Here is a 13,021-nt window from a genome sequence, read left to right as displayed (position 1 = left end):
TATGCACAAGCCGCCTTTATATTTAAGCTTTGATCTTGATGATACCCTCTGGCCGATTGCACCAACTATGGTCCATGCCGAGCAAGTGTTGGTGGACTGGCTGGTGCAACATGCCCCACGCTTAGGCGCAGATTTTGCACAGCTGCGGGTGCCATTACGGGCAAAGATTATTGAGCAAAATCCCGATTGGCATTTTCAAGTGAGCCGCGTGCGGCGGTTAATGATTCAGCAAGCTTTGCAGCAGGCGGGCTATAGCCTGAAACAGGCTGAAGTGTTAAGTCAGCAGGCTTTTGCCGCTTACTTACAGGCTAGGCAGCAAGTCACCTTTTTCCACGATACCTTGAGTACTTTACAACAGTTGGCTAAGCGCTACCCCTTGTTGGCCTTAACCAATGGCAACGCGGATATTCAGCAGGTAGGGTTGAGTGATTATTTTCAACATGCCTTGAATGCGGAGCAAATAGGTGTAGGCAAGCCTGATCCTCAAGCTTATCAGCGGCTATTAGCGGTAGCCGATATTACGCCAGCACAGTTGGTGCATATTGGTGATAATCCGCAGGATGATATTTTAGGTGCGCAGCAAATGGGAATTCGCACGGTATGGTTTAACCCTACCCAAGTGCCTTGGCACCATGCAATTGAGCCAACTTATCAAATTCAGCGTTTGGCACAATTACTTGATATATTTTAAATCTCCGGCCCTTATCAGAGCAGCCCATGCTTGCGCTATTTTTTAACACCCTAAGCGTTACCGCACCGGTTTTTTCCTTGCTATTGTTGGGTTGGTTGTTGCGCCGCGTGGCTTGGATTGATGATCATTTTATGGCGGTGGCCTCCAATCTAGTATTTAAGGCGGCGTTACCGGCGTTATTATTTGCAGCGATTGTGCAAGCAGATTTTGCTTACGCCTGGCAGCCAAAGCTGATGGGCTATTTTACCCTAGCTACCTTAGTCACCTTTGCCTTAGCTTGGCTTGTGTGTTTGCGTTATCCACGGCCGTTGCGTGGAGTTTTGGTGCAAGGGGCGTTTCGTGGCAATAATGGGATTGTTGGTTTAGCTCTAGCTGGCAGCTTATATGGGGATTATGGCTTGTCTGTGGGAGGCGTGCTGGCTGGCTTGGTGATCCTGTTGTATAACGTGTTAGCAGTGATTGTGCTAGAGGTGTATAGCCCACACAGTCAACATAGCTGGCGCCAGGTAATGTTAAGTATCATTAAAAATCCATTGATTATTAGTGTGTTGCTGGCGCTGCCGATTGCTTATTGGCAGCTGGCTTTGCCAGCATGGTTATTAGGATCAATCAAAACCTTTGGTTCACTCTCGTTGCCGCTCGCGCTACTTTGTATTGGTGCCACCTTAGCGCTGCATAGCACCACTAAACCGGCGGCGGGGGCCTTGTATGCCAGCATCTTCAAAGTGTTTAGTTTGCCGTTATTGGCAACCTTGGGTGCAGCTAGCGTAGGCTTTAGCGGCCAAGACTTGGGCATTTTGTTTTTATATTTTGCCAGTCCTACAGCGGCTGCTAGCTACGTCATGGCTAAAGCGGTAGGGGCGGATGAGCAATTAGCGGCGCGGATTATTGTACTGAGTACGCTGTTCTCAATTATCAGTATTAACGTGGGGCTATATATAATCGATATATTTAACTTGTAGTACATATAGAAAAATAAGGTTATTCATAATGGAGCAGCAGGGCATATTAAAAACTTGGGATGATCAAAAAGGCTTTGGCTTTATTGAAGGGGAGCAGGGCAGGATTTTTGTTCATATCTCAGCAATGCGCGGCGAAAGTCGACCTGTCGCGGGAGCCAAGGTTTATTATTTAGCTAGTAAGGATGAAAAAGGGCGCTGGCGAGCCAGTCATATGCGTGATACTGCGTTGTCGATTGATCGTCCAAAAATCCGCAGAAAACCTAAGCAGTACCAACAAACGGTAAAAGCTAAGCAAGTTAAAAGAAAAAATAACACACAGGGAAAAGATGCCGCCTGGAAAACAGCTGTATTTATTCTATGCGTATGTATTACAGGTTATGGCCTGTTTGAGTTGTTTATGAAAAAATTCTGGATCTGGCCAATTGTTTTGTATGTGGTGGCTAGTTTTACAAGTTTCATTCAGTACTGGTTAGATAAAGAAAAAGCTCAGTCAGACAGTCGCCGCATTGCTGAGCTGGATTTACATAGTGTTGAGTTACTAGGCGGTTGGCCAGGTGCGTTTATTGCGCAGAAGGCATTTAGACACAAAACGCGTAAAGAGTCTTATCAATCAACTTACTGGCTGATTGTATTTCTGCATTTAGCGTTTTGGATCGATACATTGTTTTTGGGGCAGCATGCGTTAACGTTTATTGGTTTTAATTATTAATAAATTGAAGGCTTAAATATGACAGATAAATTAAGTGGGCACGCACTAACCGCACTAAAAATTGCGTTCAGTTATATGCCTAAAGCAATTGAAGTAACTAAATATGAGTACGGTGATGATTACCAGCGAGTGCTCGATCACATTGAAACAGTAAAAGAAGTACTGGTACTAAACGAGGTTGATCCGGAAGAAGTGTATGGCGATATTCATCCCTATGACTCACCTAACTCTAGCTATTGATCCTCAAATAAAGAACGGCGCTTCCAAAAGCCTAAAAATAAAAAGAGGCTACTGAGCATGATTAATGGCCAAGAGCGCCATTGCAGATAAGGCGTCAGGCCTTGCATAGGTAGCACTTCACCGGTGAGAACCGCTTGCTCGAATTGTGGAATGCGCTCGGTGATTTTACCTTTAGGATCAATAATTACAGAAATCCCATTATTGGTGGCACGTACCATCCAGCGGCCTGCTTCAAGGGCACGCATTTGCGCCATTTGCAGGTGCTGGAGCGGGCCGAGTGAACGGCCAAACCAGGTATCATTACTGATCGTCAGTAACACATCGCTTTGCGCTGCTAACTCGGCAGCAAATTCTGGGTACACCACCTCATAGCAAATATAAGGGGCAACTTGATACTCACCTGCCTGAATTGGGCTTTGCTGAGTTGGGCCTTTGGCAAAATCAGACATGGGCAAATCGAAAAACTCAATGAGACCGCGCAAGGTTTCTTGAAGGGGGACGTACTCACCAAAAGGGACTAATTTTTGCTTAAGGTAATCACCTTGGGCTTGGCCACCAGTGGTAATCCCATTGTAGTAGCGCAGCTCTCCGTGTTCATTATGTTGGCGAATGGGAATGCCAGTGATAAAACTACTGTGGTTAGCGCGTGCCCAGTCATCCATTAGGGCTAAATAATTAAACGCAAGATCTTTCATATAGGGCACCGCCGTTTCAGGCCAGATCACTAAATCAGCGCCACCGGCAGCTAGGGTCATTTGTCGGTAGAGTTGCAGCTGTTGATTGAGAGCAGCGGGGTCCCACTTGAGGTTTTGCTCGACATTGGCCTGAATAGCAATCACTGACAGCGGTTTGTTGGATTTAGGCTGAGTCCATAAATTATTATGTAGCGCTAAAGCACCTAAGAGTAGGGCGCCTAAACTGACCAGGCTTTGCCAGATGGCCGATGCGCGGTGGCGTTGGAGTAAAGCGTAACCGAGTAGTGCGCCACATAAGGCTAAGGCAAAGCTTGCAAGCCACACGCCGCCGACGGGTACTAAACCAGAAAATGGGCCTTCGACTTGGCTGTAGCCTAAATAGAGCCAAGGAAAGCCTGTTAAAAACCAGCCGCGAAAGGCTTCAAAGGCTACCCAAAGTGCAGCAAAGGCAAAGGGGGCGCTAAAGCTGCTGGAGGCTGGTTTGAACCAGCGGCTCCAGGCCCAAGCTTGTACTGCATGCAGCAATCCTAGTCCGCCGACAAAACCTAAGGTGAGTAAGCCTGCTAGCCAAGGCGGCGCATTACCAAAATTGTGGATGCTGACATACACCCAACTGGTGCCACTTAAGAATGCACCAAAACCAAACCACCAGCCACGGGCAAAGCTTTGCTTGGGCGAAAGCTCGTTAACTGCAAGATACAACCAAGCCACAGCAACCAGTGCCAGTGGCCAGAAGTTAAAAGGAGCGAGCGATAGAGTAATGAGTCCACCCATCAACAGACTGATAAAGTGGCCGCTCCAGCCTGGTTGAAGTATCCGCTGCATGGCGTGTTGTATCCCTATCACTGGATTCAAGAGTAGGGCTAGCTTAGCTAGCCCTTATTAGCTTGAGATTAAGGTGTATTGGTGCGTGTCACCCGTAGTAGGTGTAAACGGCGACTGTCGGCATTAATCACTCGAAAGCGCAGGCCGTCAATTTCAATGGTTTCATTGCGTTTAGGCAGGTGACCAAAGGCGCTCATTACAACCCCACCGATGGTGTCAAACTCATCTTCAGAAAAGTCGCTGGCAAAGAACTCATTAAAATCATCAATGTGGGTAAGCGCTTTGACAATATAGTCGCCACCTGGCACCCGCTGAATGTGCATATCTTCTTCAACGTCATGCTCATCTTCAATGTCGCCTACGATTTGCTCTAGCACGTCCTCAATGGTGACCAATCCAGCCACGCCGCCATATTCATCAATGACGACTGCCATATGGTTATGGTTGGCCCGAAACTCTTTGAGTAATACGTTTAGGCGTTTGGATTCAGGCACAAAGTTACACGGTCGCATAAGAGTCTTGAGATCAAAGTTTTCCCTGAGTTCTTGGTTAAGAATTAAGGGGAGCAAATCCTTGGCCAGTAAAATTCCCAGTACTTCATCGGTTGTTTCACCCGTTACAGGGTAACGTGAATGTGCCGCTTCAATAATGGCAGGCAAAAACTCTTCAGGAGTTTGGGTTGCCTTAATGCTGACCATTTTCGAGCGCGGAATCATAATGTCTCGCACTTGCTGGTCAGCCACTTCTATTGCTCCCTCGATAATGGCGAGGGCATCGTTGTCGAGTAGTTTGTTGCGATTTGCTTCCCGCAGTAAATCAAAGAGTTCTTGGCGGGTTTTGGGTTCTTGGGCAAAAGCTTGGGCGATACGATCTAGCCAAGACTTATGCCCGTTACTCGAGTGTTCGTCGCTCATGAGTGTGTGTAATCCGTTAGTTCGTCGTCACGATAGGGGTCGGGGTGACCCAGTTCTGCCATCATCTGTTGCTCTAAACTTTCCATTTCTTCAGCTTCATCATCTTCAATATGATCAAAGCCCAGTAAATGCAAACAGCCATGGAGCACTAAATGTGCCCAGTGGGCTTCTAGGGATTTATGCTGCTCGTTAGCTTCTTGGGCCACTACCGGTGCACAAATCACTAAATCTCCCAGTAAAGGAATATCTAATAAACCCTCTGGAATGTCAGCCGGAAAAGACAAGACATTGGTGGCATAGTCTTTTCCGCGCCACTGCGAATTTAGAGCTAAACCTTCAGCTAAGTCAACAATTCGAATAGTCAGCTCAGAGGCCGTAGTGCGCTGTTGGAGTGCGGTTTGGCACCAAGTTAAAAGCTGCTCATAGCTAGGTAAGTGCGGAGCCGTGCTGGCAATTTGTAAATCAAGCGTGACCATTTTGTGCCTCGTGGCGCTGTTCAAATTTAGCGTAGGCTTCCACAATTCGTTGTACTAACGGATGGCGCACTACATCACTGGATTTAAAGTGGGTAAAGCCAATGCCAGGTACATCTTTTAAGACTTCAGAGACATGGCTTAAACCAGAGCGTGTACCGCGCGGCAAGTCGACTTGGGTAATGTCACCGGTAATTACTGCTGTTGAGCCAAAACCAATACGGGTTAAGAACATTTTCATTTGTTCGACAGTGGTGTTTTGGCTCTCATCTAAAATAATAAAGCTATTGTTGAGGGTACGACCGCGCATATAGGCTAAGGGCGCCACTTCAATGACTTGCCGTTCAATCAGGCGATTGACATGTTCAAAACCAAGCATTTCGTAGAGTGCGTCATATAAAGGACGTAGGTAAGGGTCAATTTTTTGCGATAAGTCACCGGGTAAAAAACCCAGCTTTTCACCCGCCTCTACCGCAGGACGAACTAATAAAATGCGCTGAATCTGCTCTTTTTCTAGGGCATCCACCGCACAGGCAACGGCCAGATAGGTTTTCCCGGTGCCAGCAGGACCAATGCCAAAGTTAATATCATGCTCTAAAATCGATTGTACATACCCTTGCTGATTAGCGCCGCGTGGCTTAATAAATCCTTTACGAGTTTTTAGGGTAATGTTACTGACTGGATTAGCCACTAAGTCGTCCATGGCTGATTCTTGTAGGAATAGATGGACCATATCTGGGGTGAGTTCAGAGGCTTTGGTTTCACGGTACAGGCGGCGCAATAAGCGCTCAACGGCTTGGGTTTTTTCACTGCTGCCGATTAACTCAAAGTGTTCGGCACGATTACGGATCTCAATCCCTGTGCGTTGTTCAATTAAGCGCAGGTGTTCATCGTATTGGCCACAAAGATTAGCGAAGCGCGCGGCTTCAAAAGAGTCTAGCGAGAAGCGAAGAGGTTTGATTGATGCGTTCAAGAGTTTTTCAGTTAGCCTTTATTAATCAAAGAAAGTTTGCTGTGATTAAGCTCGTAATCACAGGCAGCTCTAGCATACCTTTGCCACAAAAAATGGCAAAGGTTTATTGCTTGGCGGTCGATGAAAAGTAGCTAGGCAGTAATCGATTAGCGACGGCGTAAGTTGGCCTCAATTTCTGCCTCTAAGTTAGGCGGTAGAAAGTCAGCATCGGGATCATAGTTAGGGTTTAAATACAGGCCTAAATCTTGCAGTGCAGCAGGACTTAAAGTACCTACTGCTTGTTGTAAGCGTAGATTATTTAAGATGTAGTCATAGCGAGCATTATTGTAGTTGCGCACTGCGGCATAGAGCTGGCGCTGGGCATCTAGCACATCAATAATATTGCGGGTGCCCACGTCGTAACCAATTTGTGTGGCTTCCACTGCACTTAAACCAGAAATAATAGCTTGGCGGCGTGCTTGCACAGTGTCTACATCCGTATTCACCGCGCGGTGATAGTTACGGGTATCTTGCACCACTTGGCGTCGTAAACTTTCGCGCATTTGTTCGGCTTGATCTAAACGGTAGATCCCTTCACGCACTTGCGAGCTGAGCATACCACCGGTATAGAGCGGAATAGTGAGCTGAATGCCAATACTGCGCTGGCTGGCATTGCCGTTATAACGCGGCACGCCTGGTAGGGGCAGGCTGTTAACCATGCCGAGTGCATCGTTATCGCCCCGTTGGTACTGGGCAACTGCATCGACTGAAGGAGCAAACGCTGATTTGCGTTGCTTAACCCCTTGTTCAGCGGCGTTAACGGCATGGTGAATGGCTTGCAGTTGTAAGTTTTGCTCCGCGGCTGTATTAACCCAGGAAGTAGCATCGTTAGGGCTGGGGGCAACAATCGGTAAGTTATGCTTAACCCCTTTAAGCCCAGTGTAGTGTTGGTTGGTTAGGGTGGTTAAGGCTTGGTAGGCCTCATCGACCATGCGCTGGGCCACTATACGGTTAGCTCGCGCCGCATCAAAGGCTGCTTGTGCTTGAAGAACGTCGGTCTTATCAGATAATCCTACATCAAAGCGCTCATTGGCGAGTTCAAATTGGCGATTAAAAGCTGCTTCTTCAGCTCGGGTGGCAGCGAGGTTATCTTGGGCACGTAACACTGCAAAATACACTTCTGCAGATTGTAAAATTAGGCCTTGCTCAACCGCAGAATACTCTAAGGTGGCTTGCTCACTGGCTGACTCGGCTGATTTTAGCTGGTACCAGCGATCTAAGCGAAATAAAGGTTGAGAGAGTGAGGCTTGGTAGGAGTGGCCACTACGATTTTTACGGATAGTGCCTAAGGTGGTATCGACCGAGGTGCGATTATGGCTAGTACCTGCAGCAGCTGAGAGCTGAGGCAGTAAGCCAGCCTTGGCTTGTGGTGTGAGCTCTTGTTTAGCTTTTAAATCTGCATGGGCCGCGGCTAAATCAGGATTATTGGTCAGCGCTTGTTGGTAAATATCCATGACCGAGGGCTTGCTTAACGCGGGGTTGGCATAGGCGAAACTGCTAATGGTAAAGCTAACGGCTAACGCAAGTGACAGGCGTGGCAATAACATAAATCGCTTCCTTGAAAGTATAGGTCAATGCTTTAAGGCTAAAGCTCAGAGCGTGCGTGGTCAATTCTGAAGCTACAGTGTACGCGTTTTTTGTTGAAGATTAAGTATTGGTTAAGATGACTAATGGGTCGTTCAGATTGTTTAATCTTAGGTGTTGTTCAATCAAGCTTGCTCCTATAGGGGTGGAGTGCGTAGACTGAAGCTTGTTCTTGTCGGGGTGCCATTATGGCTGAGATTGGTAATAACCGGATCCCGTTGAACCTGATCGGGTTAAGACCTGCGTAGGGAACAAGATAAGCGTGTCATTCTTTGGCAGGCGAGCTTTTGCCCTCAGGTTCCCCGACTACTCTCAGTGTTGCCTAGTCTTAGTGTCTAATGGAGAACCGTGAAGATGAGTCAAAACCTGTCCCAACACTTGAGCCAAACCGCTCAGGTTGATGAACAGTCTGTGCAGCCCTTTCCTAACTCACGTAAAATTTATGTGCAGGGTTCGCGTCCAGATATTTTAGTGCCGATGCGCGAAATCAGCCTAACGCCTACCGTGACCGATGAGGGAGTTGAAGAAAACGCACCAGTTTTTGTCTACGATACTTCAGGTCCTTATACCGATCCTAACGTCACCATTGACGTACGTAAGGGATTGGCTGATGTTCGTAGCGCGTGGATCGAAGAGCGAGGTGATACCGAAATTTTACCTGGCTTAAGCTCTGAGTACGGTCGTGAGCGGCTCAATGATGCTGAGTTGAGCAAAATGCGCTTTGCAGCTATTCGTAATCCGCGTCGCGCCAAGCCGGGTAAAAACGTGACACAAATGCACTATGCACGCCAAGGCATTATTACGCCGGAAATGGAGTTCGTCGCGATTCGTGAAAACATGAAGCTGGAAAAAGCGCGGGAAGCGGGTTTGTTAGATAGCCAGCATCCAGGTCATAGTTTTGGTGCGAGCATTCCAAAAGAAATTACCCCAGAGTTTGTGCGCTCTGAAATTGCTCGTGGTCGGGCGATTATTCCAGCTAACATCAACCATACTGAACTTGAGCCAATGATTTTGGGCCGCAATTTCTTAGTGAAGATTAACGGCAACATTGGTAACAGTGCGCTGGGTTCTTCGATTGAAGAAGAAGTGGCTAAACTGACCTGGGGTATTCGTTGGGGTTCAGACACCATTATGGATCTGTCTACCGGTAAAAATATTCACGAAACCCGTGAGTGGATTATCCGCAACTCACCGGTACCCGTAGGTACGGTGCCAATTTACCAAGCGCTGGAAAAAGTGAATGGTATTGCCGAAGACTTAACTTGGGAGTTGTTCCGTGACACCCTAATTGAGCAAGCCGAGCAGGGCGTTGACTACTTTACAATTCACGCTGGGGTGTTGTTACGCTATGTGCCGCTAACCGCTAAGCGTGTCACAGGAATTGTGTCCCGTGGCGGATCGATTATGGCGAAATGGTGCTTAGCGCACCACAAAGAAAACTTCTTGTACACGCACTTTGAAGAAATTTGCGAAATCATGAAGGCTTATGATGTGAGCTTCTCGCTTGGTGATGGTTTGCGTCCTGGCTCGGTAGCTGATGCGAACGATGCAGCGCAGTTTGCTGAGTTAGAAACACTGGGCGAACTGACCAAAATTGCTTGGAAGCATGATGTGCAGTGCTTTATTGAAGGCCCTGGTCACGTGCCAATGCATATGATTAAAGAAAACATGGACAAGCAACTCGAGTGCTGTGACGAAGCGCCATTCTATACGCTTGGCCCTTTAACCACCGATATTGCGCCGGGTTACGATCACATTACCTCAGGTATTGGTGCAGCGATGATTGGTTGGTATGGCTGTGCGATGCTGTGTTACGTCACGCCTAAAGAGCACCTTGGTTTACCCAATAAAGATGACGTCAAAACCGGAATTATTACCTACAAAATTGCTGCCCATGCTGCAGACTTGGCTAAAGGCCATCCGGGTGCGCAATTGCGTGATGATGCGTTGAGTAAAGCGCGTTTTGAGTTCCGTTGGGAAGATCAGTTTAACTTAGGTTTGGACCCAGATACTGCGCGGGCTTTCCATGATGAAACGCTGCCGAAAGAGTCGGCAAAGGTGGCGCATTTCTGCTCCATGTGTGGCCCTAAGTTCTGTTCGATGAAAATCACCCAAGAGGTGCGAGAGTACGCTAAAGAAAATGGCTTAACCGATGAGCAAAAAGCGATTGAGGCAGGCTTTAAAGAGCAGTCCAATCGTTTCCGTGAAGAGGGCTCCATCATCTACAAGCAGGTGTAACATTAACGCAGGTTTAATGTAAGCGATAAAAAACGCGCCGCTGAGCTCATTATCTCAGCGGCGCGTTTTTGTAGGTGACAACTTAAATATCTAAGCTAGGTGGTGACTTACGCCACGCATTGCCGCCCGGTAAAACTAAATTGAGCAGCATGGCTACTAAGGCACATAACGAGATGCCAGATAGCGCAAACTCACCATTACCAAGCACCATGCCGCCAATGCCAAACACTAAGGTGACGGACACAATGATTAAGCTGCGGGCTTCAGATAAGTCTACTTGATTGCGAATCAAGGTATTGAGGCCAACCACTGCAATGGAGCCAAACAGTAGGCATAAAATGCCGCCCATCACTGGAACCGGAATACTCTGCAAGGCTGCACCAAACTTACCAATAAAGGCCAGCACCACAGCAAAAACTGCTGCCCAGGTCATCACTTTAGGATTGAAGTTACGGGTGAGCATCACTGCACCAGTCACTTCAGAATAGGTGGTATTTGGCGGCCCGCCCAGCATGCCCGCAGCAGAAGTGGCTATTCCATCACCCAGTAAAGTGCGGTGTAAACCCGGGCGTTTAATGTAGTTTTGCCCTGTCACGTTACCTACTGCGACAACGCCGCCAATGTGTTCAATGGCTGGCGCTAGTGCAACCGGCAACATATAAAGAATCGCTCCCCAGTGAAACTCGGGTGCCATAAATTGCGGTAGAGCGACCCAAGGTGCTGCATTAATTGCGGCAGTATCGACAATGCCAAAGCTGAGCGATAGCCCATAACCGACGATGATTCCGACTAGAATGGGTACTAAGCGAAACAGGCCTTTACCTAAAGCAGCCACTAACACGGTGCTGACTAGGGCGCTCATCGAGATGATCATGGCAGTGTTATAAGGCACCAGTTGCGCGCTGGCATCACCGGCTTTGCCCATGGCCATATTCACCGCAGTGGGTGATAGGGCTAAACCGATACAGATAATTACCGGAGCAATCACTACAGGCGGTAGCAGGCGGTCAATAAAACCACTGCCTTTTAGATGCACAGCGGCGCTGAGCAGCATATACACCACGCCAGCTGCTACGATTCCGCCTAAGACAGCTGGCATGCCAAAGCTACTTTTAGCAGCCAGAATGGGGGCGATAAAAGCAAAGCTGGAGGCTAAAAAAACCGGTACTTGGCGGCCAGTGACTAATTGAAATAGTAAAGTGCCAAGGCCAGCGGTGAAAAGTGCTACGTTAGGGTCCATCCCAGTAATTAAGGGCATTAGCACCAAGGCACCAAAGGCCACAAACAGCATCTGGGCGCCAGCTAGCGCTTGTTTCCAGAGAGGCTCAGTAACGACAGGGGACTGCATGGCTTAGCTATCCTTTTGCTTAGTACCAAAAATTTTATCGCCAGCATCGCCAAGGCCGGGAATGATATAGCTCTTTTCATTGAGCCCTTGATCAATTGATGCGGTAAAAATTTTCACATCGGGATGTGCATCGTTGACGGTTTTAATGCCCTCGGGAGCGGCCACAAGAACCATGGCGCGAATCTCCTTACAGCCGGCGCGCTTTAGCAGGTCAATGGTGGCAACCATGGAGTTCCCAGTGGCAAGCATAGGATCAATAATCAATGACATCCGCTCGTTAATTTCTGGAGCGAGTTTTTCTAGATAAGTGTGTGCCTCAAGGGTGTCCTCGTTGCGGGCAACCCCCACGGCACTGACTTTGGCGCTAGGAATTAAAGTCAGCACGCCATCTAGCATGCCAATTCCTGCACGTAAAATAGGCACGACGGTGATTTTTTTGCCAACAATCCGCTCAACCGCAACGGGGCCATTCCAGCCTTCAATTTCATGCTGCTCGAGGGGGAGATCTTTGGTGGCTTCGTAGGTGAGTAGGGCGCCTAATTCTTGGGATAACTCACGGAAGTTTTTAGTGCTAATGTCGGCGCGGCGCATTAGACCGAGTTTGTGGCGCACTAAAGGGTGTTGGATTTCGTACACAGGCATGCTGACAGCTCTCATAAAACAGATGGACGGGCTAAGATTAAACTAAAATTGCGCTAACTCTAAGTTTTAATCTTGCGCTTCATCAATCTAAGCAGTACCTTTTCCGCTTTATTTTTTGGAGTACGGTTGTGTCTACTGATATTGAGCAAATTAAACAGGTAATGGCTGAGGCGGATGTGCTTTACACCGAACAGCAGGTTGAGGCGTCGATTAGCAAGATGGCAGCAGAAATTACTGCGCAACTAGCTGACGCTAACCCGATTGTTTTTTGCGTAATGAATGGCGGTTTAATTTTTGCAGGCAAGCTCTTGTCGCAGCTGAATTTTCCGCTGGAGTATTCCTATTTGCATGCTAGCCGTTACCGCAATGAGATCAGTGGTGGTGAGCTGTTTTGGAAGGCTAAGCCTGAAATTTCACTGCGTGGGCGCAATGTGATTATTGTCGATGATATCTTAGATGAAGGACACACTTTGTCAGCGATCGCTGAGTTTTGCCGTAAGGAAGAGGCTGCCAATGTCTATACCGCGGTGTTAATTGATAAAGATCACGATCGTAAAGCGCGCCCCGGGCTCAAGGCTGACTTTACTGGACTGAGCTGTGTTGACCGTTATATTTTTGGTTATGGCATGGACTACATTGGTTACTGGCGTAATGCGCCGGGCATTTTTGCGGTAAAAGGGTTGTAAGT

General features: G+C 47.9%; 13 protein-coding genes and 1 riboswitch. Of the genes, 6 read left to right on the top strand and 7 right to left on the bottom strand.

The window, feature by feature from the left end:
- Position 1 precedes the first annotated feature (1 nt).
- The 4 genes from AC2T15_RS09155 to AC2T15_RS09140 are packed head-to-tail and all read left to right on the top strand — an operon-like array spanning position 2 to position 2,602.
- A complete protein-coding gene (locus AC2T15_RS09155) occupies positions 2 to 691 on the top strand; it encodes an HAD family hydrolase (protein WP_486778111.1) in 690 nt (229 codons plus the stop codon).
- Positions 692 to 717: 26 nt separating this feature from the next.
- A complete protein-coding gene (locus AC2T15_RS09150) occupies positions 718 to 1,653 on the top strand; it encodes an AEC family transporter (RefSeq protein WP_486778110.1) in 936 nt (311 codons plus the stop codon).
- A gap of 28 nt (positions 1,654 to 1,681) precedes the next feature.
- The gene (locus AC2T15_RS09145) at positions 1,682 to 2,362 is read left to right on the top strand and encodes a DUF1294 domain-containing protein (RefSeq protein ID WP_286593189.1); all 681 of its coding nucleotides are present in this window, start codon (positions 1,682 to 1,684) and stop codon (positions 2,360 to 2,362) included.
- An 18-nt stretch (positions 2,363 to 2,380) separates the two neighbouring features.
- On the top strand, positions 2,381 to 2,602 hold the full coding sequence (locus tag AC2T15_RS09140; RefSeq protein ID WP_486778109.1) for a penicillin-binding protein: 222 nt from the start codon (positions 2,381 to 2,383) through the stop codon (positions 2,600 to 2,602).
- On the opposite strand, the gene lnt is transcribed toward AC2T15_RS09140, so the two are convergent.
- The 5 genes from lnt to AC2T15_RS09115 all read right to left on the bottom strand — a co-directional run bounded on the left by lnt (position 2,596) and on the right by AC2T15_RS09115 (position 8,068).
- Positions 2,596 to 4,122: an apolipoprotein N-acyltransferase gene (gene lnt / locus AC2T15_RS09135; protein WP_486778108.1), complete on the bottom strand. Its 1,527-nt coding sequence runs from the start codon at positions 4,120 to 4,122 to the stop codon at positions 2,596 to 2,598. The two genes, AC2T15_RS09140 and lnt, sit on opposite strands and share 7 nt — an antisense overlap.
- Before the next feature lie 68 nt (positions 4,123 to 4,190).
- Complete coding sequence (locus AC2T15_RS09130) at positions 4,191 to 5,036, bottom strand: CorC family transporter (RefSeq protein ID WP_486778107.1); 846 nt, start codon at positions 5,034 to 5,036, stop codon at positions 4,191 to 4,193.
- On the bottom strand, positions 5,033 to 5,512 hold the full coding sequence (gene ybeY / locus AC2T15_RS09125) for an rRNA maturation RNase YbeY (RefSeq protein WP_053100200.1): 480 nt from the start codon (positions 5,510 to 5,512) through the stop codon (positions 5,033 to 5,035). The genes AC2T15_RS09130 and ybeY overlap by 4 nt, the downstream gene beginning before the upstream one ends.
- Entirely contained in the window at positions 5,499 to 6,482 is a 984-nt protein-coding gene (locus tag AC2T15_RS09120; RefSeq protein ID WP_486778106.1) for a PhoH family protein, read from the bottom strand. Before AC2T15_RS09120 ends, ybeY begins: the two co-directional genes overlap by 14 nt.
- Before the next feature lie 146 nt (positions 6,483 to 6,628).
- A complete protein-coding gene (locus tag AC2T15_RS09115) occupies positions 6,629 to 8,068 on the bottom strand; it encodes a TolC family outer membrane protein (RefSeq protein ID WP_486778105.1) in 1,440 nt (479 codons plus the stop codon).
- Between the two features lie 203 nt (positions 8,069 to 8,271).
- Positions 8,272 to 8,373, top strand: a riboswitch (TPP riboswitch).
- Positions 8,374 to 8,459: 86 nt separating this feature from the next.
- Between AC2T15_RS09115 and thiC the strand changes: the two genes are divergently transcribed.
- Positions 8,460 to 10,343, top strand: a complete 1,884-nt coding sequence (thiC, locus tag AC2T15_RS09110; RefSeq protein WP_053108480.1) for a phosphomethylpyrimidine synthase ThiC — start codon at positions 8,460 to 8,462, stop codon at positions 10,341 to 10,343.
- 82 nt (positions 10,344 to 10,425) lie between these two features.
- Here the strand turns inward: thiC and AC2T15_RS09105 are convergent, their stop codons facing one another.
- Both AC2T15_RS09105 and upp read right to left on the bottom strand, forming a co-directional pair.
- Entirely contained in the window at positions 10,426 to 11,691 is a 1,266-nt protein-coding gene (locus tag AC2T15_RS09105) for a uracil-xanthine permease family protein (RefSeq protein ID WP_486778104.1), read from the bottom strand.
- A gap of 3 nt (positions 11,692 to 11,694) precedes the next feature.
- Positions 11,695 to 12,333, bottom strand: a complete 639-nt coding sequence (upp, locus tag AC2T15_RS09100; RefSeq protein ID WP_053100190.1) for a uracil phosphoribosyltransferase — start codon at positions 12,331 to 12,333, stop codon at positions 11,695 to 11,697.
- Positions 12,334 to 12,461: 128 nt separating this feature from the next.
- On the opposite strand from upp, the gene AC2T15_RS09095 reads away from it, so the two are divergent.
- Entirely contained in the window at positions 12,462 to 13,019 is a 558-nt protein-coding gene (locus AC2T15_RS09095) for a hypoxanthine-guanine phosphoribosyltransferase (protein WP_486778103.1), read from the top strand.
- The last annotated feature ends 2 nt before the right edge of the window (positions 13,020 to 13,021 follow it).

This window comes from Thiopseudomonas sp. SA1F2-1K (genome assembly GCF_057443035.1).
Note: the sequence above shows the minus strand (reverse complement) of the source record. Positions and strands in the feature narration are given on the sequence as shown.